The organism is Pseudomonas sp. ADAK7, assembly GCF_012935675.1.
Taxonomy (GTDB): Bacteria; Pseudomonadota; Gammaproteobacteria; order Pseudomonadales; family Pseudomonadaceae; genus Aquipseudomonas.
In genome coordinates this window covers 5,252,766-5,275,561 of sequence record NZ_CP052861.1, presented here as the reverse complement: position 1 = coordinate 5,275,561, position 22,796 = coordinate 5,252,766, and the positions used below count along the sequence as shown (strand labels likewise).

Here is a 22,796-nt window from a genome sequence, read left to right as displayed (position 1 = left end):
GTGATGGCCTCTTCGCGGGCAAGCCTCGCTCCTACAGGGATCGGGGTTGTTGGTGCAATCAAGACTACCCATGAAATCGGCGCCATGACCCAAGCACTCATCGAACTGTCCGACCTGGGCTTCAGTTGGCCCGGTCACCCGCCGCTGCTGGATATCCCGGCGTTTCGCCTGGAACCCGGTGAAACCCTGTTCCTCAAGGGTCCCAGCGGCAGTGGCAAGACCACCCTGCTCGGCCTGCTCGGCGGTGTGCAGAAGCCTGATCGCGGCAGTATCCGTCTGCTCGGCCAGGAACTGACCGAACTCGGTGCCGGCGCTCGCGACCGTTTCCGCGTCGATCACACCGGCTATATCTTCCAGCAGTTCAACTTGCTGCCGTTCCTCTCGGTACGCGAGAACGTCGAGTTGCCCTGTCACTTCTCCAAATTGCGCGCCGAACGGGCGAAACAGCGCCACGGCAGCGTTGATCAGGCCGCCGCCACTCTGCTCGCGCACTTGGGCTTGAAGGATGAAAGCATCCTCAGCCGCCGCGCCGATTCGCTGTCCATCGGCCAGCAACAACGGGTTGCCGCCGCCCGCGCGTTGATCGGTCAACCGGAACTGGTGATCGCCGACGAACCGACCTCGGCCCTGGATTACGACGCTCGCGAGAACTTCATTCGACTGCTGTTCGCCGAATGCCGCGAAGCCGGGTCGAGCCTGTTGTTCGTCAGCCATGACCAGAGCCTCGCGCCGCTGTTCGACCGCAACCTGTCGCTGGCCGAGCTCAATCGCGCCGCCACCCCGTTCGAGGTCTGAGATGTATTTGTTTCGTCTAGCCCTGGCCAGCCTGGCTAACCGCCGCTTCACCGCGATCCTCACCGCGTTCGCCATTGCCCTGTCGGTGTGTCTGCTTTTAGCCGTTGAACGCGTACGCACCGAAGCCAAGGCCAGTTTCGCCAGCACCATCAGCGGCACCGACCTGATCGTCGGCGCCCGGTCCGGTTCGGTGAACCTGTTGCTGTACTCGGTGTTCCGCATCGGCAACGCCACCAACAACATCCGTTGGGACAGCTTCGAACACTTCGCCAACAACCCGAAAGTGAAGTGGGCGATCCCGATGTCCCTCGGCGACTCCCATCGCGGCTACCGCGTGATGGGCACCACCGAGGCCTACTTCGAGCATTACCAGTACGGTCATCAACAACACCTGGAACTGGCCGACGGCCGTGCCTTCGCCACCGACCCGTTCGAAGTGGTGCTCGGTGCCGAAGTGGCGGATGCGTTGCATTACAAACTCGGCGACAAACTGGTACTGGCCCACGGCGTGGCGGTGATCAGCCTGGTCAAGCACGACGACAAACCGTTCACCGTGGTTGGCATCTTGAAACGCACCGGCACCCCGGTGGACCGCACGTTGCACATCAGCCTCGGCGGCATGGAAGCGATCCACATCGACTGGCACAACGGCGTGCCGGCGCAGGGCAAAGGCCGGATCAGCGCCGATCAGGCGCGCAACATGGACCTGACGCCGCAAGCGATCACCGCGTTCATGCTTGGCCTCAACAGCAAGATTTCCACCTTCGCGGTGCAACGCGAGATCAACGAATTCCGTGGCGAACCGATGCTGGCGATCCTGCCGGGCGTGGCGTTGCAAGAGCTGTGGAGTTTGATGAGCACGGCGGAAAAAGCCTTGTTCGTGGTCTCGCTGTTCGTGGTGTTGACCGGGTTGATCGGCATGCTCACGGCGATTCTCACCAGCCTCAATGAACGACGGCGCGAGATGGCGATCCTGCGTTCGGTGGGCGCGCGGCCGTGGCACATCGCGACGTTGTTGGTGCTGGAAGCCTTTGCCTTGGCGCTGTCCGGGGTTATCGCTGGTGTGGCGTTGCTGTATGTGTGCATCGCCGCCGCCCAGGGTTATGTGCAGGCGAATTACGGTTTGTACCTGCCGCTGGCCTGGCCGAGCGAATATGAATGGACGCTGCTCGGTGGCATTCTGATCGCCGCGCTGCTGATGGGCAGCGTGCCGGCCTGGCGCGCGTATCGCCAATCATTGGCCGATGGCCTGTCGATCCGTTTATGAGGACGTTGAAGATGCCCCGCGCTCTGCTCGCGCTGTTGATACTGGTCGCCCTGCCGCTGTGGGCGGCCGAACCCGCGGATTTGACCTGGTCGGAAATGATCCCGCCGGACGCCCCGGCAGAAGTGCCGAACATGACGCCGCTGCACGACCTGTCGCAGATGAGCAGCGCCCTTGAATCGGCCCCGGCCGCCAAGCAGGACCTGCCCAACGCACCGGTGGTGAAAAGCCTCGACGGCAAGAACATCCGCTTGCCGGGCTACATCGTGCCGCTGGAAGTGAGTGAAGAAGGTCGCACCACGGAGTTTCTGCTGGTGCCGTATTTTGGCGCCTGCATTCATGTCCCGCCACCGCCGTCGAACCAGATCGTGCATGTGAAAAGCGAAGTCGGCGTGAAGCTGGATGAGTTGTATCAACCGTACTGGATCGAGGGGGCTTTGCAGGTTAAAGCGTCCAGCAGCGAATTGGCGGATGCCGGGTATCAGATGGAAGCGGACAAGATTTATGTGTATGAATTGCCGGAGTAAATCCGGGGGTTCGTTGTTGTTGGTGAGGACGCCTTCGCGGGCAAGCCTCGCTCCCACGGATTGCGAAACCTCGTAGGAGCAAGGCTTGCCCGCGAAGGGGCCGGCAAAGGTTCCACAAAAACCCACCCCATCACTGTTTCATTGAGCTGAATCAAAAGACCGTATCAGATGGCTCTTTACCATTGGACATCAAACATTTTTAACGTCCTTTGGAGCCCCCATGAACAAGTCCTTGCTCAGCGCCTCGCTGTTTGCCCTCGCGCTCGCAGCCCCGCTCGCCCACGCCCACGAAGCCGGCGACATCATCGTTCGCGCCGGTGCGATCACCGTCAACCCGAAGGCTGACAGCTCCAGCGTCAAGGTCGATCAAGGCCCGCTGGCGGGTGCCGACCTGGGTGGCAAGGCGACCATGAGCAGCGACACGCAACTGGGTCTGAACTTCGCCTACATGATCGACAGCCACTGGGGGATCGAGCTGCTCGCGGCCTCGCCGTTCGAGCATGACGTGAAGATCAAAGGCACCGCCCTGGGCGCGGCCAACGGCAAACTCGGCACCCTGAAACACTTGCCGCCGACCCTCAGCGTCGTGTACTACCCGCTCGACGCCAAGTCCGCGTTCCAGCCGTATGTCGGTGCCGGCATCAACTACACCTGGATCTACGACGAACACGTCGGCAGCGAAGCCCAAGCCAACGGCTTCAGCAACTTCAAGGCGAAAAACTCCTGGGGCATGGCGTTCCAGCTCGGCGCCGACTACATGATCACCGACAACATCATGCTCAACGCCCAGGTGCGCTACATCGACATCGACACCCGCGCCACCGTGGAAAACAACGCCGTGGCACCGGGCACTCGGGCCAAGGTCAATGTGGACGTGGATCCGTTTATTTACATGGTTGGCCTGGGCTACAAGTTCTAAATCCCACGCACAAAAAAAGGCGCCTGAACAGGCGCCTTGATCGTTCTCACGCTCCGCGTGGGAATGCAGCCCGGGACGCTCCGCGTCCCATCCAAAGCCGAACGCGGAGCGTCCGTTGAGGCATTCCCACGCAGAGCGTGGGTACGATCAGCGCCCCAGCAACCGCGCCAAACCAACGCTCATCGGCGTTTGCTCAGGGTAGGTAAACCGCTCCAGCAAGCGCCGGTTGTTCGCCCGCGAATGGCGGATATCACCGGACCGCGCCGGGCCGTAGCTCACTGGCGGCAATTCACCGACCACTTGTGCCAACGCTTCGAGCATCTGCTTGAGGGTCGTCGCCTGATTCCAGCCAACATTCACTGCGCCGACTTCGACCTGCGGCTTCTCGATTGCCTGCACCAGCAAATCCACCAGATCCTCGACGTAGACAAAATCCCGCGTCTGCTCGCCGTCACCAAACACGGTGATCGGCAAACCTTTCTGCGCGCGTTCGCTGAAGATGCTGATGACCCCGGAGTACGGCGAGGATGGATCCTGGCGCGGGCCGAAGATGTTGAAGAAGCGGAACACCACCGGCTCCAGGCCATGCTGGCGGCGGTAGAAATCGAAGTAGTATTCGCTGGCCAGTTTGTCTGACGCATAAGGCGTCAGCGGTGCCTTGGCGGTGTCTTCGTCAATCGACTCGCCTTCGCCGTTGTTGCCGTAAACCGCCGCGCTGGAGGCAAACAGCACCCGTTTGACGCCAACCTGGCGCATGGCTTCGCAGACATTCAAGGTTCCGATGAAGTTGCTTTGGTGGGTCTTCACCGGATCGTCCACCGACGCCTGCACCGACGCCACGGCCGCCAGGTGCGCGACGGCGCTGCAACCGATCATCGAACGGGCGACCAGTGCCGCATCGGCGACATCGCCGACAATCAGCTCGACCTTGGGGTTGTCCAGCGGCAGGTTGCTGCGTTTGCCGGTGGACAGGTCATCGAGGATGCGCACCGCGTGGCCCTTGGCGAGCAAGGCGTCGGTGAGGTGCGAACCGATGAAACCGGCGCCGCCGGTGATTAAAACTGGGCCGTCAGCCATGGCGATAGAACCTATCCAGTAAGCCCGGGAGCGCCGCGCGCCAGGCGCGAGGCTTGATCCCGAAGGTGTGCAGAATTTTCTTGCAGGCCAGCACCGCGTGTTGCGGCTCTTCGGCAGCGTCGGGCCGCGCGGCGTGGGCCTGGGCGGTCGGTGCTTCGATGGCCAGCTCGTGCAGGTTGCGTGCTTCGGTAATGATCGCCTGCCCCAGCGCCAGCGGCGTAGTCGCCTCATGTCCGGCGTAATGATAGGTGCCCCACAGCGGTGCCGCACAATCGAGTTGCTTGAGCACCGAAATGATCACCCGGGCCGCGTCGTCCACCGGCGTCGGGTTGCCCCGGCGGTCGTCGGCCATCAGCAATTCTTCAGGTGTTTCGGCCCGGGCGAGGAAGCGCCCGAGGGTGCCATCGGCGCTGTCATCGAGCAGCCAGCCGAAACGCAACAGCACATGTTGCGGGCAGGTGGCGCGCACGCTTTGCTCGATTCGCCACAGCGCCTGACCGCGCAGGCCCAGGGGCACCGGCTCGTCTTTTTCGCTGTAGGCCGTAGCGCGCGAGCCGTCGAATACGCGATAGCTCGAGGGTTGCAGCAGCACGATGTTGTGGTGCTGGCACAGTTCGGCCAGACGCTCGACCGCGCGCTCCTGCCCGGCCAGACGCTGCTCGCTGACGGTCTCCGCCTGGAACCAGTCGAAGTAGTAGGCGAGGTTGATCAGCGCGTCCGGGCGGGTGTCGTCGAGCAGTTGCGTCAGGCTCGCGGCATCCCAGCCGTCTTGTGGTGGGCGGGGGGCGAGGAAGCCGATGTCTTCCTCCGCACCGAGGCGAATCAGCGCCTGCCCAAGGGCATTTCCGCCGCCCAATAACATAAGGCGCATTCGCATAGAGTCAGCAGGCCCAGTCTGATTGGAACAATGGCTTAATCGACAGCGCCCGCAGGCAATGCCGTCGATAGTTGCCGGAATCGTTGCATTTTGCGGGTTTAGTGCGCAACCGTCATCCGTAAAGTGTAGATCCATGGCTTGACCGCGCCCTGTGGCGAGGGAGCTTGCTCCCGCTGGGCTGCGAAGCAGCCCTAAAACCTGCCTCCCTATTCATCCTGACACACCTAGCCGCCTGATTTTACGACTGCTTCGCAGCCGAGCGGGAGCAAGCTTCCTCGCCACAGGGGTGGGGATAACCCCAGCGGTACTTGCATCTTCCCCACCCCGCCCGCATAAATTACCCCATGAACCTGCCCATCCCCGCAGACAGCGCCCTGGCCGGCTTCCATCCTGCCGTCAGTGCCTGGTTCAGCCATACCTTCCCGACGGTGACTGCCGCCCAGGCCCGGGCGTGGCCGTTGATTCGTCAGCGCCGCTCGACGCTGATCGCCGCGCCTACCGGTTCCGGCAAGACCCTCACGGCATTCCTCGCAGTCCTTGATGATCTTTTCCACCAAGGCCTGGAGAACGGCGGTCATTTGCCCGACGAAACCCTGGTGGTCTACGTTTCGCCGCTCAAAGCCCTGTCCAACGACATCCAGATCAACCTGCAAAACCCGCTGGCCGGGATCACCGAGCAATTGCGCGTCATGGGCCTGCCCGAATTGCAGATCAACACCGCCGTGCGCACCGGCGATACCCCGCAAAAAGACCGTTCGACGATGCGCAAGACTGCGCCGCACATTCTGGTGACCACCCCGGAATCCCTTTATGTGCTGCTCGGTTCCGACTCCGGGCGAAAAATGCTCGGCACCACGCGCACGGTGATCGTCGATGAAATCCACGCCATTGCGGCCAGCAAACGCGGCAGCCATTTGGCCTTGAGTCTTGAGCGTTTGCAGGCGCTGTGCCCGGAGCCTTTGATGCGCATCGGCCTGTCCGCCACGCAAAAACCTATCGAAGCGGTGTCGCGCTTCCTCGTCGGTCGAGATCGCCCCTGTGAAATTATCGACATCGGCCACGCCCGCCCCCGCGACCTGGACATCGAAGTACCACCCGTGCCGCTTTCGGCAGTGATGGCTAACGACGTCTGGGAACTGGTCTACGACCGCCTCGCCGTCCTCGCCCGTGAACACCGCACCACGCTGATTTTCGTCAACACCCGGCGTTTGGCCGAACGCCTGAGTCGGCATCTGAGCGAACGCCTGGGTAAAGAAGCCGTCGCCGCGCACCACGGCAGCCTGGCCAAGGAATTTCGCCTCGACGCCGAACAGCGGCTCAAGCGCGGCGAGCTGCAAGTATTGATTGCCACGGCGTCCCTGGAATTGGGCATCGATATCGGCGATGTCGATCTGGTCTGTCAGATAGCCTCGCCCCGCTCGATTGCCGGTTTCCTGCAACGGGTCGGCCGTTCCGGACACCAGGTTGGCGGCACGCCCAAGGGTCGCTTGTTCGCCACCACCCGTGACGACTTGATCGAATGCACCGCGCTGCTCGATTGCGTGCGCCGGGGCGAACTCGACACCTTGTTGATCCCCGAGGCGCCGCTGGACGTGCTGGCCCAGCAAATCATCGCCGAAGTCAGTTGCCAGGAATGGCAGGAACAAGCGCTGCTGGAACTGTTCCGCCAGGCTTCGCCTTACGCCAACCTCGACGAAAAACACTATCAGGCGCTGCTGCAAATGCTCGCCGAGGGCTACAACGGTCGCCAGGGCATCCGTAGCGCCTATCTGCATCGCGACGCCGTAAGCCGCACCCTGCGCGGTCGTCGCGGCGCCAAGCTGACCGCCGTGACCAGCGGCGGGACGATTCCGGACAACGCCGACTACAGCGTGTTGCTGGAACCCCAAGGGCTGAACATCGGCAGCGTCAACGAAGACTTTGCGGTGGAAAGCATTGCCGGGGATATCTTCCAGCTCGGCAACACGTCGTACCGAATCCTGCGGGTCGACACCGGCAAGGTCCGGGTCGAGGACGCCCAGGGTCAGCCGCCGACCATTCCGTTCTGGCTCGGCGAAGCGCCGGGACGTAGCGCGGAACTGTCGTTCGCCGTGGCGCGTCTGCAAGCACAACTGGATGAACTGCTCGGCGCCACACCCGGCAATTTGCAGCCTGCCATTGACTGGCTGACCGACACCCTCGGCCTGAACCTCGCCAGCGCCGAGCAACTGGTGGATTACCTGGCCCGTGCACGGCTGACCCTCGGTGCCTTGCCGTCTCAAGACACGCTGCTGATGGAGCGGTTTTTCGACGAGTCCGGCGGCACGCAATTGATCATTCACACACCGTTCGGCAGCCGCATCAACCGCGCCTGGGGCCTGGCCCTGCGCAAGCGCTTTTGCCGCACCTTCAACTTCGAATTGCAGGCCGCCGCCAGTGAAGACGCGATCGTGCTGTCGCTGTCCACCAGCCACAGCTTTGAACTGGATGACGTCTGGCGTTACCTGCACAGCAACAGCGCCGAGCACCTGCTGATTCAAGCGGTGCTCGAAGCGCCGCTGTTCGGCGTGCGCTGGCGCTGGAATGCCGGCGTCGCCCTGGCGCTGCCGCGTTACACCGGCGGGCGCAAAGTCGCGCCGCAGATCCAGCGCATGAAGAGCGAAGACCTGATCGCCAGCGTGTTCCCCGATCAGATTGCCTGCGTGGAAAACCTCGCTGGCGAACGGGAAGTGCCGGAGCATCCGCTGATTGAACAAACCCTCGACGATTGCCTGCACGAAGCCATGGACACCGAAGGCTGGCTCGCCTTGTTGCGGCGCATGGAGAATGGCGACGTTCGACTGATCAGCCGCGACCTGCCAGCACCCTCGCCGCTCGCAGCGGAAATCCTCAGCGCCCGGCCCTACACCTTTCTCGACGATGCACCGCTGGAAGAACGCCGCACCCAAGCAGTGCTTAACCGACGCTGGACCGATCCGCAATCCACCGACGACCTCGGCGCGCTGGATGCCGAGGCGATCCAAGCGGTGCGCGACGAAGCCTGGCCCGCGCCCACGAACGTCGATGAAATGCATGAGGCGTTGATGAACCTGGCGTGCATTTCCGACGCTGAGGCGCAGGCTAATCCGCATTGGTTGGAATGGCTGAATGCGTTAGCCGAAAGCGGCCGCGCCAGCCGCTTACAGATCAACCCCGATCAATCACTGTGGCTGGCACTGGAACGGCTGACCTGCCTGCAAGCGATTTATCCACAGACGATTTTGCAGCCCGCGTTGGAGGCGCTGCCCGGTTTCGATGAAGCCTGGGAATCCGATGAAGCGGTGCTGGAAGTGATTCGCGCACGATTCAGTGCGTTTGGCCCGTTGCCGCTGAAGGCGATTGCCGAGCCGCTGGGCTTACCGGCGACTGAAGTCGTGCAAGTCCTGGCGCAACTGGAGCGTGAAGGTTATGTGCTGCGCGGGCAGTTCACGCCGGGCATTGATCAGGACGAATGGTGCGAGCGGCATCTGCTGGCGCGGATTCATCGCTACACGGTCAAGCGTCTGCGCCGGGAAATCGAGCCGGTGGCGTTGCAGGATTTCATGCGCTTCCTGTTCGACTGGCAGCACCTGTCCCCGGCAACCCAAGGCCAGGGCAGCGCGGTGTTGCCGTCGATTGTCAGTCAATTCGAAGGCTACCCCGCCGCGGCTTCGGCATGGGACAGCAACCTCCTGCCGGCGCGGCTCAAGGACTATTCGGCGAGTTGGCTGGATGACCTGTGCCGCAGCGGCAAACTGGTGTGGACGCGCCTGACCGCGCGCAACAAAAGCACGAGCACGGCGCTGCGCAGTACGCCGATTGTGCTGTTGCCGCGTAGCCAGGTTGGCTTGTGGAGTGGTTTGACCGAGCAAACGCCGGTCAGCGAACTGTCGCCGAAGACGCAAAAAGTCTTCGAGGCCCTGAGCCAACACGGTGCGTTGTTTTTCGATGAGCTGATTCACGAAGCGCACCTGCTGCGCACGGAACTGGAAATCGCCTTGCAGGAACTGGTGGGCGCCGGGTTGGTGAACGCCGACAGCTTCGCCGGGCTGCGCGCGCTGATCACACCCGCGAGCAAACGCCAGCAACGCAGCAGCCGTCGCGGGCGCGGGGCGTTTGTCGGCGGCATGGACGATGCCGGACGCTGGGCCTTGCTGCGCCGTGGACCGCCGCCGGCGGTTGTGGATAACAAACGCCCGGCGCCCACGCCCGCCGAAACCCTGGAACACATCGCCATGACCTTGCTGCGCCGCTACGGCGTGGTGTTCTGGCGGTTGCTGGAGCGTGAGGCGGACTGGCTGCCGAGTTGGCGCGAGTTACTGCGCACGTTTCATCGTTTGGAGGCGCGCGGGGAGATTCGGGGCGGGCGGTTTGTCAGTGGTTTGGCCGGTGAACAATTTGCGCTGCCCGAGGCGATTCCGCTGCTGCGGGAAGTGCGGCGCCGACCCCATGACGGGAGTCTGGTGGCGGTGTGTGGGGTGGATCCGCTGAACCTGGCCGGGACGTTGCTGCCGGGGGCGAAAGTGCCGGCGCTGGCGAGTAATCGGTTGGTGTATCGGGATGGGCTTCCGGCTGCTGCGCAGATTGCCGGCAAATCGGTTTTTTGGGTGAAACTGGATCAGCAAGCCAATGCTGAAATTCGTCAGAAACTGATCCAACACCGATAACCAGACGCCGCGAACCTGTGGCGAGGGAGCTTGCTCCCGTTGGACTGCGCAGCAGTCCCCCTGCCCTTAAAGCGAGGGCCGCTTCGCAGCCCAGCGGGAGCAAGCTCCCTCGCCACAGGGGGGGGTGGGGTTATTGGGTACGCGGCTGATCCGGCAGCAACACCGCCGAATGCTCCGGCACCGGCCCCTCCTCTTCCGCTTCCACAACGCCATGCCTGGGCATCAAAACCTGCTGTGGATAAGTCTGCGCGAAATGCACCCATGGGCTGTTATCCACAAGCTTTTTCAGCCGCTGGTTAAACGCCCGACTTACCGCATATTGCCCACCCGACACGGTGCGGAACTGCGCCGTCAGCACCACGCCGTTGAGGTCCATCTTGTCGACGCCGAAGACGTCGAGCGGCCCTTGCAGGTTGTACTTGAGGAACGCATCGTCGCGGATCGAATCCCCCGCCTCGCGGATCAGCTCGATGGCCTTGTCCACATCGGTGTCGTAGGTGAACTGCACCGAGAAGAACGCATAGGCAAATTGCCGCGATTGATTGGTCACGGCCTTGATCTGCCCGAACGGCACCGAGTGCACGAAACCCTTGCCGTCGCGCAGGCGTAAGGTGCGGATGGTCAGGCCTTCGACCGTACCGGCGTGGCCGGAGTCGAGCACCACCCAGTCGCCGATCGACAGGGTGTCTTCGATGATGATGAACAGCCCGGTGATCACATCCTGCACCAACTGCTGGGACCCGAAACCGATGGCCAGACCGACCACCCCGGCACCGGCCAGCAGCGGTGCGACGTTGATCCCCAGATTGGCCATGGTGGTGATCGCGCAAATCACCACCAGGATGATTTTGATCGCGTTGCGCAGCAGCGGCAGGATGGTTTTGACCCGGGTACTCGGCTGGCGCGCCGAGCGTTTGCTGACCGGGGGTTTCAACGCTTCCTGAATCGCCGTGTCGAGCACCACCCACAGCAGCCAGGTCACGAGGAAGATCAAACCGATGCTGCTCAGCGAATTGCTGATCGCGCGTCCCACCGAATTCTGCTCGGCGAACTCGAATAGCGAAATGCCCCAGATCCGTCCGAGGATTTCGATGAACGCCACGGCCATGACGATGCGCAATAAGGCGTGCAGCAAGCTGAGAAAGCGATCCTTGTAGGCGCTGCTGCGCTGGAGCCTTTCGACTTTTCGCGATTTGAACAGGTGCTGGAAAATCGTGCTCAGGAACACCGTAGCGATCAGCAGGATCGTGGTGAACAACGCGCAACGCAGGGCTTTTTGATTGTCCTCGCCGACGCCGATCAGGTTGATCGCCGAGACCATCACCATCAACAGGATCGGCCAGTACCAGAGCCCGGAAAAGATCCGCAGGGATTCTTGCAGCGAAGGTTGCTTGAGGCGCTGGGTCAAGGGGCGGTTGCGGATCAGATGCGCCACCGGCCGGCGCAGACGGATGACCAGGTAACCGAAGATGATCGAGGCAAACAGTCCGGTGAATACCGCGACGCTGCTGGTGATATTGCCCCCCAGTTGCCGGGCGATCTGCGGGCTGGTCAAGGCATCGCTGAGCGCTGCGAGGAAGCCGATCAGAAACAGCGGCTTGGGGCAGTAGTCACGGATGATCTGCACCGCCGGGCGCTTGTGGCCGGTGTTGAACATGACAATCACGCAGAGCAGCATCGAGGTCGAGAAAATGCCGCTGCTGGTGGCGTAGGCGAAACACAGCGCCAGCGCCCTCCCCGCCGAGGCTTGCAGGAAATGGCTGACGTAGAGGGTCAGTGGCAGGCTGGCGATCGCCGGCAGTGTGTACGGCATCAGATAACCGAGCAGGTCCTGACTGCGTTGGCGGGTGCTTAGCCAACGGCCCAGGATCAGGCGTTTGGCCGCCAGACCACCGAGCACCGTGAGCAAAGCAAAAGTGCCGAGCCAGACGCCGGACAGCATCAGGAAATCGCCAGTCACACTCCAGCCGGAACGCGCCGAGGGCTGGTTGACCAGTTTGTCGACTTCATCGGCCGCCCGATCCGCCCGCAGGCGCCAGGCGTCCACCAGATTTTCGTTGAGGTCGAGTTTGTCCTGCACGTCGTCGATGCTGGAACTGATCGCCCCGAGCAAGCCGCCCTGGACCAGCGGCTCGGGTTTCGCGGCCTCCTCGGTTGCGGCGGGAACACCCGGCAGCGTCACGGCTTCCAGCTCGCTACTGCCTAGAATCAGCAACGCCCCCAGTAGTATCGCGGTCTTGAACTTGAGCAAAACGCGGAGCTCCTTGCGAAGGGTCTGTAAGGAACTGATCGGCAAATGCCCGGCAAGTTCGGTTTTGGGCGCGAGATAACTCCACAACCTGATGGTTCCGACGCTCTGCGTCCGCATTGGGACGCGGAGCGTTCCAGGCTGCATTCCCACACAGAGCGCGGGAACGATCTTTGCGCACAGATCAAATATCAAATGCCCATCCCTGTATTTTTCCACACGCCCCAAACCCCGACACTGCGCTCCATCAAATAACCCACCGGAGTTGCAGTCATGCCCATTGCCTTGCTCGCGCTGACCCTCAGCGCCTTCGCCATCGGGACGACCGAGTTCGTCATCGTTGGCCTGTTACCCACCATCGGCGCCGACCTCGGGGTCAGTCTGCCGTCCGCCGGTCTGCTGGTCAGCCTCTACGCCCTGGGCGTGGCCATCGGCGCGCCGGTGCTGACCGCCCTCACCGGCAAAGTCCCGCGCAAATTACTCCTGTTGTCGCTGATGGTGCTGTTCACCCTCGGCAACCTGCTGGCCTGGAAAGCCCCTAGTTATGAGTCACTGATCATCGCGCGGATCGTCACCGGCCTGGCCCACGGGGTGTTTTTCTCGATTGGTTCGACCATCGCCACCAGCCTGGTGCCGAAGGAAAAAGCCGCCAGCGCGATTGCGATCATGTTTACCGGCCTGACCGTGGCGCTGGTCACCGGCGTGCCGTTGGGGACCTTCATCGGCCAGCATTTCGGCTGGCGTGAAACCTTCCTCGCCGTGTCGGCGCTGGGTGTGATCGCCTTTATCGGCAGCCTGATCTACGTGCCGAAAAACATCGCCCACAGCAAACCCGCGTCGCTGTTGCAGCAATTGCAGGTGCTCAAACAACCGCGTTTGCTGCTGGTGTACGCCATGACCGCAGTGGGTTACGGCGGCTCGTTCATCGCCTTCACCTTCCTGGCCCCGATTCTTCAGGACATCTCCGGCTTCAGCGCCAGCACCGTCAGCCTGGTGTTGCTGGTGTACGGCCTCTCGGTGGCGGTCGGGAATATCTGGGGCGGCAAACTGGCGGACAAACGCGGCCCGATCAGTGCCCTGAAAATCATCTTCGCCCTGCTCGCTGCGGTGTTGTTCGTGCTGACCTTCACCGCCGGCAATCCATGGCTGGCCCTGGCCACCGTGCTGGTCTGGGGTGCAGTGGCGTTCGGCAACGTGCCGGGGTTGCAGGTTTATGTGGTGCGTCAGGCCGAGCATCACACCCCGCAGGCGGTGGACGTGGCGTCGGGGCTCAACATCGCAGCGTTTAACCTCGGGATTGCCGGCGGCGCATGGGGCGGCGGGTTGATCGTCGCGCACATGGGACTGATTCACACGGCGTGGATTGGCGGGCTGGTGGTGTTGGTGGCCCTGGCGTTGACGATGTGGAGTGGTCGACTTGACCGTCTCGGGCCGGTGTATGCCGAGTCTTCAACGCGGGTCGTTGCCGGTCACTGATCGCTTCTGTAGGAGCATGGCTTGCCCGCGATGACGGCAGTACATCCAACAGCGATGTGACCGATCAACCGCTATCGCGAGCAAGCTTTGCTCCTACGGGGGTGACTTGTAGTGTGTTTACCGTCCGTAGCCCCGTCGAAACTTTCTCGTTTGCCCGACAGTCATCAAAAGATGGAGGGCATTCGACGGGAGGACACATGGCGGCGATTCATATCGGTATTTCCGGCTGGCGCTACACACCGTGGCGCGGGGGATTCTATCCAAAAGGCCTGACCCAGAAGCGCGAATTGCAGTTCGCCTCGCGGGCGGTCAACAGCATCGAAATCAATGGATCGTTCTACGCCTTGCAACGGCCAGAACGCTATCTGCAGTGGTACGACGAAACCCCGCCGGGCTTTGTTTTCAGCGTCAAAGCCCCGCGTTTTATCACTCATATCAAGCGCCTGCGGGACATCCACAAACCCATGGCGAATTTCTTTGCCTCCGGGGTGCTGGAGCTCAAGGACAAACTCGGCCCGATCCTCTGGCAATTCCCGCCCAGCTTCAAATTCGACGCCGAACTGTTTGAACACTTCCTCGAACAACTGCCCCATAACACCGAACAGGCCGCCGCCCTCGCCCGTCAACACGACGCCCATGTGAACGGCCACGCCAGCCTGAAGGCCCACGGCAAAAAACCGTTGCGCCACGCCGTGGAAATTCGTCACGAGAGCTTCGTCGACCCGGCCTTCACCCGTCTGCTGCGGCGCTACAACACCGCTCTGGTGATCGCCGACACCGCCGGCAAATGGCCGTACCGCGAAGACCTCACCAGCGATTTCGTCTACCTGCGCCTGCACGGTGCCGAAGAACTCTACGCCAGCGGCTACACGCCCCAGGCGCTGAAACGCTGGGGCGACCGGATCGAGGCGTGGAACCATGGCCAACAATCGACCGACCCGCAATTGATCGCGCCACGACAAAGACCCAAAGTGCGCAAGTCCCGAGAAGTGTTCTGCTATTTCGATAACGACATCAAGGTCCGCGCGCCCTTCGACGCCCGCAGCCTGTTGGAGCGTTTCGATCTGGACAAGGACCTCGCCACCCGCCCCGGCGAGCCCGCCGCCGAAGGAGTGCTGCCATGAGCATTTCCGAACCGGTCGGCACCACTGACGAGCAGCAAACCATCGTCACCGCGGTGCGCCGCTTTACCGTGCTGACGGTCAACACCCACAAGGGTTTCACCGCGCTCAACCGGCGCTTCATCCTGCCCGAACTGCGCGAAGCGGTGCGCAGTGTCTCCGCTGACGTGGTGTTTTTGCAGGAAGTCCACGGCACCCACGAGCAGCATCCCCAGCGCTACAGCAATTGGCCGACAATGCCGCAATACGAGTTCCTCGCCGACACCCTGTGGCCGCAGTTCGCCTATGGACGCAACGCGGTGTACCCGGCAGGCGATCATGGCAATGCGTTGCTGTCGAAATTCCAGATCATCCGCCACGACAACCTCGACGTGTCCATCAGCGGCCACGAGAACCGCGGCATCCTGCATTGCGTGCTGCGCCTGCCGGGTGACGGCCAGGAAGTGCACGCGATTTGCGTCCACCTCGGCCTGCGGGAAACCCATCGCACGGAACAACTGAAGTTGCTGGCCGAACGCCTGGAAGGCTTGCCGAGCGATGCGCCGGTGATCCTCGCCGGCGACTTCAACGATTGGCGCCAGCGTGCCGATGCGCTGCTCAAACCCTGTGGTTTGCGCGAGGTGTTCGCCGAACACCACGGCAAACCGGCGCGCAGTTTTCCGGCGCGCTGGCCGGCGCTGCGCCTGGACCGCATCTACGTGCGCAACCTCAAGGCCAGCCGTCCGCAGGTATTGGCGGCGCGGCCCTGGTCACACCTTTCCGACCATGCACCGCTGTCGGTGGAGATCGAGCTATGAGCAGCCCACCGATGGAGAAAACCACCGTGGAACAAATTGCCGTGCCCCCGATGGGCGAGCCCGCAGCGGTGGACGTCGAATATGCCTGGCAAGGCAACAACCGCGTCGAGCTGCTGGAAAACGGTGAAGCCTATTTCCCTCGGGTGTTCGAGGCCATGCGCCAGGCCAGGACGGAAATCCTCCTGGAAACCTTCATCGTGTTTGAAGACAAGGTCGGCAATGAGCTGCAGCAAGTGCTCATCGAAGCGGCGCAAAGAGGCGTGCGCGTCACGGCCAGCCTCGACGGTTTCGGTTGTGGCGAGCTGACCACCGCCTATCTCGCCGCCCTGAACGAGGCCGGCGTGCACATTCAAATGTTCGACCCGGCGCCCAAGCATCTGGGGATCCGCACCAACTGGTTCCGGCGCCTGCACCGCAAGATCGTGGTGGTCGACGGCACGATTGCGTTCCTCGGCGGGATCAACTTTTCCGCCGACCATCTGGCCGACTTCGGCCCCGAGGCCAAGCAGGATTACTCGGTTGAAGTGCAGGGTCCCGCGGTGGCTGACATTCATCACTTCGCGCTCCTGCAAAGCGGTCGTCCGGCCCGGGCCAAATACTGGTGGCAGCGCCGCCGGCAACGACGTTCGGAACTGGCGTTCAGCGACCATGACGGCCAGGTGCGGCTGGTGTACCGCGACAACGGCGACCATCGCACCGACATCGAGGAGGTTTACCGGCAAGTACTGCGCAGCGCTCAGCGCCGGGTGGTGATTGCCAACGCCTACTTCTTTCCCGGTTATCGCCTGCTGCGCGAGATCCGCAACGCGGCGCGCCGTGGCGTGGAGGTGCGGCTGATCCTGCAAGGCCAGCCGGACATGCTGGTGGCCAAGCTCGCGGCGCGCATGACCTATGACTATTTGCTCAAGGCCGGGGTGCAGATCTACGAATATTGCGACCGCCCGCTGCACGGCAAAGTGGCGCTGGTGGACGAGGACTGGAGCACCGTCGGGTCGAGCAACCTCGATCCTTTGAGCCTGTCGATGAACCTGGAAGCCAACGTATTGATCCGCGACCGAGCCTTCAACCATGAGTTGTTCGAACGCCTGGAAGAGTTGAGTAACCACCACTGCAAGGCCATGTCCCCGGACAAGGCGCCGCGCGGGCGGGTCTGGCACATGACCGTCGGCTTCCTGGTGTTCCACTTCCTGCGACATTTTCCGGCGTGGGCCGGTTGGTTGCCGGCGCACAAGCCGCGCCTGAAACCTTTCATTCATCCGGCCGGGAGCGACCACCATGAGCCACTCTGACGCCCCCTCCGCCACCCATGCCGACAGCCCGGCTAAATCACGTTGGAGCCGCTGGAAAAAACCGCTGACGATGCTGTTTTTCCTGGCGCTGATTGTGCTGTTCTCGATGCTGGCCCAGCGCATCGAATGGAACGAAGTATTCGACACCCTGGCCGATTTCAAGGTGCGCACATTGAACATTGCCTCGGCGATAACGCTGGTGAGCTTTCTGGTCTACGCCTGTTTCGATCTGATCGGTCGCACCTACATCCGCCAGGACCTGACCTGGAAGCAGATCCTGCCGGTGGGGATCATCAGCTACGCCTTCAACCTCAACCTGAGCGCCTGGGTTGGCGGTATCGCCATGCGTTATCGGCTTTATTCACGGCTTGGCGTGAGCAAAAGCAACATCGCGAAAATCCTCGGCCTGAGCCTGGCGACGAATTGGTTTGGCTACATGGTGATTGCCGGCGCCATTTTCAGCAGCGGCCTGGTGCGCATGCCACCGGGCTGGAAGCTGAGCAGCGATGCGTTGCAAGGCGTCGGCGTGCTGTTGCTGGTGGTGAGCGCGGGGTATCTGGCGGCGTGCCGGTTTTCCAAACGTCGGGAATGGGCGATTCGCGGGGTGGAAATCGACTTGCCGTCGCTGCGCATGGCGGTGCTGCAACTGGCGCTCGGGGCGTTGAACTGGTCGTTGATGGCAGCGGTGATTTTCACTCTGCTGCCAAGCAAGCTCGACTATCCGCTGGTGCTGGGGGTGTTGTTGATCAGTGCGATTGCCGGGGTCATCACCCACATTCCGGCGGGGCTTGGGGTGCTGGAGGCGGTGTTCGTGGCACTGCTGCAACATGAGGCATCGCGGGGCAGCCTGGTGGCGGGGTTGCTGGCGTATCGGGCGATTTATTTCATCTTGCCGTTGTTGATTGCGTTGGTGATGTATCTGGTGGTGGAGGCGAAGGCCAAGTCATTGCGGATTGCGAAGAAACCTTCTTGAGATTAGCGGTGATGCGGAGGACGCCTTCGCGGGCAAGCGTCGCTCCTACGGGGCTCGTGTTGAATGGCGATTTCGCGAACGACACATCACCTGTAGGAGCGAGGCTTGCCCGCGAATGATCTCAAATCCACCCCCTATTCAACTGGACTGAATAATGCTCAACCGCTCACCCACCACCATTTCCGTGATCCAGTCCACGAGGATCGAGGTGTAGGCCTGTTGTGCAACGGGGTCGCTCAATGCGTGGTCGGCGCCGTCGATGATGCGGTGGGTCAAGGAGTGGGTCTGCTGGCACGCCGCGCGGTAACTCATGATCGTCGCATGGGGAATGTGATCGTCCGTCTCCGATTCCACCAGCAACACATCCCCGGTAAACGCCGCGCAGGCATGCAGCGCCCGGTTATTCGCGGAATTCACCAGCGTGCTGCGGTAATCGAGCAAATCCACCTTGTCCAGTTCACGCTTGGGCGTGTGCCATTGTTCGTCGCGGTACAGTGCCGGCACCCGCAGCGCCAGCCAGCGCACCGGGCGCAAGGACGTGAGGATCGCCGCCAGGTAACCGCCATAGCTGGTGCCAACCACCGCAATCGCCGAGGTATCGAGCGCCGGGTGTGCGAGCAGGCGATCGTACGCCGCCAGCAAGTCGCGCAAGTTGTCTTCCCGAGTCACCTGGGATAACGCGATGCCAGTGCCGCCGGTATGCCCGCGCAAGTCGAAGGTCAGGCAGACACAACCCAGACCGGCGATGCCTTTGGCCCGTTCCAGATCCCGTTCCTGACTGCCGCCCCAGCCATGCACGAACAACACGCCGGGGACTTTCGATTTGGGGCTGAGGAAATGCCCGGTCATCTGTTCGCCGTCGATGTCGATTTCAATGGTTTCGCTTCTAGCCGTCATAGGATTTGACCGTTACGTACTTGAGAAGAAAGTCACTGTCTTGCGCCGGGCCGCGGTACACCTCGATGGCGTCCGCCGGCAGCGGCTGGTCGATGTAGGTTTCCACCGACGACACACGAATCGCACGCATCCCCGGATCGTTGACGAAGCTTTGCAGCGCCGCGATTTCAGCGCTGCTGGCACCGCCCATGCGCCAGGATTGTTCGAGCACGCCGCTGCGCTGTTTGCCACTGCTGTCCAGGCCCTGGGCTATGTCGTAGTTGCGCCGCGAGGCATAGAAACCGGGGTAAGCCTCGTCCGCCGCGCTGTCGAACACCTGGGCTTGCTGAATCGCCAGGCGCACGTCCTCGGGCAGGTCCAGTTCCAGCAGGTCCTCGTAGTAACCCTGGACCACCAGCAGATTGGAACCTCCATAAACCTGCTCGCCCTGACCGTCTTCGGTCAAGTATTGATCACCACAGTAACTCAGCACCTTATCGCCGATAAACGCCTGGCCGACGCTGTGGGTGATGACCTGGTCGAGATCCTGCTCCAGCACCACGCCTTCGGTGAACAACTGCTCGGCGTCGGGTCGGGCAAGGATGGCATCGAACTGATCAAGGCCCTTGATCACTTCCTGGCCGCGCCCGGCACAGGCATGAATGGGTTTGAGGCGGATCGGGCCGCTGTAGAGCAAGTGCTCCGCCGCTGGCCGCGCATCCTCCAGTGAAAACACGCTGAGGCCGTCGAGCACGACACTGCGTACCCGTTCGGAAAACAGTGGCGACCAGCCTTCGGGAGCGAACGCATCGCGGTTGAGCAAACCGTGGCTGATGGCTTTGGTGCAGATAAAGTCGTAGTCGACATAACCGCCCCACAGATCTTCCGGTCCTTTGACGCCAAACTGCAGCGCTGCGGCGGCACCGACCAGCGTCTGGGTCGGCAACAGGTACAGGTCACGGCCGTTGTGCAATTGGGCGTCGTAGCTGCCGCCGTATTTGAGCCCGAGTATCTGCGCCAGCCATCGGGCCAGCGCGCGATTGGTTTCGACTTCGTGCAGCGGGGCTTCAGGCCGCACGGAATGAGCGACGACCAGTTTTTTGCGGTTTGTTGGGGTCATGCATCCCCCTTCAATCTGCGCTTGATGAATGTAGCTTGGTGGTGCAGAGATCAAGCCAACGGTGGCAGAACAGAAACGGCTTTGAGATCAGTCGTTTGCTGTTGCCGTGATGGCACTGAGCCTGTTTTATTCTGCACGACCTGTTCCCGGACCCCGGCATTCTGCACGACGACCATTCCTGTAGGAGCATAGCTTGCTCGCGATGGCGGCGGCACATTCAGCACTGAGGTGACTGAACGAACGCTATCGCGAGCAAGCTTTGCTCCTACGGGTTTAGCGCGTCAGTGCGGCGGGCGGCGTTACCCCGAACCGGGCCCGATAATCACTCGGCGCCAGCCCGGTGATTTTCTTGAACGTGGCGCGAAACGCGCTCGGGTCCTGATAACCCACGGTCCAAGCGATGTGATCGATGGTGCCGTTGGTGAACTCCAGCATTTCCCGGGCCTTGCCGACCCGCAGGTGCTGACAGTACTCGGTAGGTTTGAGCCCGGTCGCCGCGCGGAACCGGCGCAGGAAGGTGCGCTCTTCCAGCGCTGCCCGTTCGGCCATCGCGGTCAGCGATACGTCGGTCGCGCCGGTGCTTTGCAACCAATGCTGGACCTTGAGGATCGACGCATCGCCATGGCTGAGAATCGGCGCGAAGTTGCTGCCGCACTGGCTCGCGCTGTCGCTGTGCTCGATCACCAGAAACCGCGCAGTGCTGGCGGCAATGCTCGGCCCGAGCAAGCGGTCGACCATGCGCAAGCCCAGCTCGGACCAGGCCATCAGGCCGGCCGTGGTGATCAAGTCGCCGTCATCGACGATGGGCGTATCAGCCAGGAGCTTGATCGCCGGGTAACGTTCGGCAAAGGCCTTGGCCGAGGTCCAGTGGGTGGTGGCGCTACGGCCATCAAGCAAGCCGCTTTCGGCCAGCAGGATCGAACCGACGCACACGCCCCCCAGCGTCGCGCCCTGCGCATGTTGCTGACGAATCCAGCGCAGCAGCCCTTTCGGCGCCTGGCTCTCGGAAAAGCCGCCAATCGACGGCGGGATCATCACCGCCACCAACGCGCTGTCCGGGCCGGGATGACTGTCATACACCCGCTCGGGCACCTGATCGCCCTCGGCCTGCCAGTGACTGACCCGCAGCAACGGCAACTGCGCCGCCTGATGCTCGGCGGCGATCCGGTTGGCGACCCCGAACAGGTCCGTCAACCCATGCACCGCCGCCATTTGCGCGCCGGGATAGATCAGCACACCCAGTTCGGCGACTGCCCTTTCTACGCCCATTGTCAGTTTTCCCCCTTCTATTGTCGGTGCGGCCAATCCTCGGAGGGTCGGCCAGCGCCAATACTTGATTCCACACCTACACACACTTCGAGGAAACACCCATGGCCAAGCAAGCGCTCATCGTAGTTGATATCCAGAACGACTACTTCCCCCAAGGCAAGTGGCCGTTGGTCGGCGCCGAGGCGGCGGCGGACAACGCCGTGCGCCTGATTCAGGCCTTTCGTGATGCCGGTAATCCGGTGGTGCATATCCGCCACGAATTCACCTCCGACGCCGCGCCGTTTTTCACCCCGGGCTCCGATGGCGCGAAGCTGCACCCCAAAGTCCTTAACCGCGCCGACGAACCGGTGGTGCTCAAGCATTTCGTCAATTCATTCCGCGAAACCGAATTGGAAGCCATCCTCGATGAACAAGACGTCGAGAATCTGGTGGTCGTCGGCAGCATGAGCCATATGTGCGTCGATGGCATTACCCGCGCGGCTGCCGACTTGGGCTACACCATGACTGTGATCCACGACGCCTGCGCCACTCGCGATCTGGAGTTCAATGGCGTTACGGTGCCGGCCATCCAGGTGCATGCGGCGTTCATGGCGTCGCTGGCGTTTGCTTATGCGAGCGTGGTGTCTGCTGACGAATTCCTCGCCAGCTGACACTATCGAAACAACTGGATAAACAAAAAGGCCCGCAGTGTTCTCACGCTGCGGGCTTTTGTATTTCCGCTGGTAAAAAATCTCACGCGTGAGCTATTGAGGGGCGCAAAAAATCACTGTAGTGTTTCTCACGCGTGAGATTTCACAACGGAGTCACCAGTATGAAAAGCAGCTCTCCATCAGGTCCGCCTGCCGATCCTGTTACCGATACAGCGAGCCGCAAGGGAGAGCGCTCGAAACCCTCCGCGAAAAAACCGTCGAGTTTCTACATGAAGCAGATGCGCGCGGGCCTGGGTGCCGCCGGTTATGTGAAACACGAGACTTGGGTGCTTCCCGAAAACCGAAGCCTGCTCAAGCAGATGGAGAAACAGCTACGCCAACCGATCCTGGCTGGCTCATTCATGTCGGAGAATTTCATGAGCGCAGGTAACAACTGGAACATCGACCGCCTCTTCAGCGCCCTCCAGGCCCTTGATGACGTGGTATCCAACGACATCACCCTTTCCCTCGTTCAAGGCTCCGAATCCAGCATCAAGCTGGAAATGAACGACTTTGGCGGCTTGCCGATTTACATCGCGGTCGTGGGCGAGCAGATCATCGTCGACACCGTGCTGGTGGACGTCGAGTCGATCAAGGACGTCGCGGCCTTCAACGACGCCGTGCTGCGCAGCCGTGAGCTGTTCCCGCTGTCCTCGATCGGTATCGAGTCGATGCCGAACGGCCAGGTCGTCTACAACATGTTCGGCGCGCTGAGCTCCGATTCGAGCCTGACCAACGTCGTGACCGAGGTCAAAACCCTCGTCGACAATGTGCAGCGCGCCAGCGAAGCCTTTGAACGTTTCTTCCATTAATTA

The 22,796-nt window shown here is 62.0% G+C and carries 18 protein-coding genes; 12 read left to right on the top strand and 6 right to left on the bottom strand.

The window, feature by feature from the left end; translation table 11 throughout:
- Positions 1 to 84 precede the first annotated feature (84 nt).
- The 4 genes from HKK53_RS24215 (at position 85) to HKK53_RS24200 (ending at position 3,505) form a co-directional block, all read left to right on the top strand.
- Positions 85 to 795 carry an ABC transporter ATP-binding protein gene (locus HKK53_RS24215; protein ID WP_123404426.1) on the top strand — a complete coding sequence of 237 codons (711 nt, stop codon included), beginning with the start codon at positions 85 to 87 and terminating at the stop codon, positions 793 to 795.
- A gap of 1 nt (position 796) precedes the next feature.
- On the top strand, positions 797 to 2,062 hold the full coding sequence (locus tag HKK53_RS24210) for an ABC transporter permease (RefSeq protein ID WP_169372868.1): 1,266 nt from the start codon (positions 797 to 799) through the stop codon (positions 2,060 to 2,062).
- A gap of 11 nt (positions 2,063 to 2,073) precedes the next feature.
- Positions 2,074 to 2,586, top strand: coding sequence for a DUF3299 domain-containing protein (locus HKK53_RS24205; protein WP_169372867.1), 513 nt, complete (start codon positions 2,074 to 2,076; stop codon positions 2,584 to 2,586).
- Between the two features lie 220 nt (positions 2,587 to 2,806).
- On the top strand, positions 2,807 to 3,505 hold the full coding sequence (locus HKK53_RS24200) for an OmpW/AlkL family protein (RefSeq protein ID WP_169372866.1): 699 nt from the start codon (positions 2,807 to 2,809) through the stop codon (positions 3,503 to 3,505).
- 147 nt (positions 3,506 to 3,652) lie between these two features.
- Here the strand turns inward: HKK53_RS24200 and HKK53_RS24195 are convergent, their stop codons facing one another.
- A complete protein-coding gene (locus HKK53_RS24195; protein ID WP_169372865.1) occupies positions 3,653 to 4,582 on the bottom strand; it encodes an NAD-dependent epimerase/dehydratase family protein in 930 nt (309 codons plus the stop codon).
- Positions 4,575 to 5,459, bottom strand: coding sequence for a sugar nucleotide-binding protein (locus tag HKK53_RS24190; RefSeq protein WP_133837495.1), 885 nt, complete (start codon positions 5,457 to 5,459; stop codon positions 4,575 to 4,577). Before HKK53_RS24190 ends, HKK53_RS24195 begins: the two co-directional genes overlap by 8 nt.
- Before the next feature lie 344 nt (positions 5,460 to 5,803).
- On the opposite strand from HKK53_RS24190, the gene HKK53_RS24185 reads away from it, so the two are divergent.
- The gene (locus HKK53_RS24185; protein WP_169372864.1) at positions 5,804 to 10,123 is read left to right on the top strand and encodes a DEAD/DEAH box helicase; all 4,320 of its coding nucleotides are present in this window, start codon (positions 5,804 to 5,806) and stop codon (positions 10,121 to 10,123) included.
- A 130-nt stretch (positions 10,124 to 10,253) separates the two neighbouring features.
- On the opposite strand, the gene HKK53_RS24180 is transcribed toward HKK53_RS24185, so the two are convergent.
- Positions 10,254 to 12,374 (bottom strand): mechanosensitive ion channel family protein, encoded by a 2,121-nt coding sequence (locus HKK53_RS24180; protein ID WP_169372863.1) that lies wholly within the window; start codon positions 12,372 to 12,374, stop codon positions 10,254 to 10,256.
- Positions 12,375 to 12,644: 270 nt separating this feature from the next.
- On the opposite strand from HKK53_RS24180, the gene HKK53_RS24175 reads away from it, so the two are divergent.
- The 5 genes from HKK53_RS24175 to HKK53_RS24155 all read left to right on the top strand — a co-directional run bounded on the left by HKK53_RS24175 (position 12,645) and on the right by HKK53_RS24155 (position 18,027).
- On the top strand, positions 12,645 to 13,847 hold the full coding sequence (locus HKK53_RS24175; RefSeq protein ID WP_169372862.1) for an MFS transporter: 1,203 nt from the start codon (positions 12,645 to 12,647) through the stop codon (positions 13,845 to 13,847).
- A 197-nt stretch (positions 13,848 to 14,044) separates the two neighbouring features.
- A complete protein-coding gene (locus HKK53_RS24170) occupies positions 14,045 to 14,971 on the top strand; it encodes a DUF72 domain-containing protein (protein WP_169372861.1) in 927 nt (308 codons plus the stop codon).
- The gene (locus tag HKK53_RS24165) at positions 14,968 to 15,765 is read left to right on the top strand and encodes an endonuclease/exonuclease/phosphatase family protein (RefSeq protein WP_169372860.1); all 798 of its coding nucleotides are present in this window, start codon (positions 14,968 to 14,970) and stop codon (positions 15,763 to 15,765) included. Before HKK53_RS24170 ends, HKK53_RS24165 begins: the two co-directional genes overlap by 4 nt.
- The gene (gene clsB / locus HKK53_RS24160; protein WP_169372859.1) at positions 15,762 to 17,054 is read left to right on the top strand and encodes a cardiolipin synthase ClsB; all 1,293 of its coding nucleotides are present in this window, start codon (positions 15,762 to 15,764) and stop codon (positions 17,052 to 17,054) included. Before HKK53_RS24165 ends, clsB begins: the two co-directional genes overlap by 4 nt.
- Positions 17,041 to 18,027 carry a lysylphosphatidylglycerol synthase domain-containing protein gene (locus HKK53_RS24155; RefSeq protein WP_169372858.1) on the top strand — a complete coding sequence of 329 codons (987 nt, stop codon included), beginning with the start codon at positions 17,041 to 17,043 and terminating at the stop codon, positions 18,025 to 18,027. The genes clsB and HKK53_RS24155 overlap by 14 nt, the downstream gene beginning before the upstream one ends.
- 138 nt (positions 18,028 to 18,165) lie before the next feature.
- Here the strand turns inward: HKK53_RS24155 and HKK53_RS24150 are convergent, their stop codons facing one another.
- From HKK53_RS24150 to HKK53_RS24140, 3 genes are all read right to left on the bottom strand, one after another.
- Complete coding sequence (locus HKK53_RS24150) at positions 18,166 to 18,924, bottom strand: alpha/beta hydrolase family protein (RefSeq protein ID WP_169372857.1); 759 nt, start codon at positions 18,922 to 18,924, stop codon at positions 18,166 to 18,168.
- Complete coding sequence (locus HKK53_RS24145; protein WP_169372856.1) at positions 18,914 to 20,023, bottom strand: DUF3182 family protein; 1,110 nt, start codon at positions 20,021 to 20,023, stop codon at positions 18,914 to 18,916. Before HKK53_RS24145 ends, HKK53_RS24150 begins: the two co-directional genes overlap by 11 nt.
- 273 nt (positions 20,024 to 20,296) lie before the next feature.
- Positions 20,297 to 21,292, bottom strand: coding sequence for a GlxA family transcriptional regulator (locus HKK53_RS24140; protein WP_169372855.1), 996 nt, complete (start codon positions 21,290 to 21,292; stop codon positions 20,297 to 20,299).
- 101 nt (positions 21,293 to 21,393) lie between these two features.
- Here HKK53_RS24140 and HKK53_RS24135 point away from each other — a divergent pair, with 101 nt between their 5' ends.
- The gene (locus tag HKK53_RS24135) at positions 21,394 to 21,942 is read left to right on the top strand and encodes a cysteine hydrolase family protein (RefSeq protein ID WP_169372854.1); all 549 of its coding nucleotides are present in this window, start codon (positions 21,394 to 21,396) and stop codon (positions 21,940 to 21,942) included.
- 269 nt (positions 21,943 to 22,211) lie between these two features.
- Positions 22,212 to 22,793 carry a YjfI family protein gene (locus HKK53_RS24130; protein ID WP_149660967.1) on the top strand — a complete coding sequence of 194 codons (582 nt, stop codon included), beginning with the start codon at positions 22,212 to 22,214 and terminating at the stop codon, positions 22,791 to 22,793.
- The last annotated feature ends 3 nt before the right edge of the window (positions 22,794 to 22,796 follow it).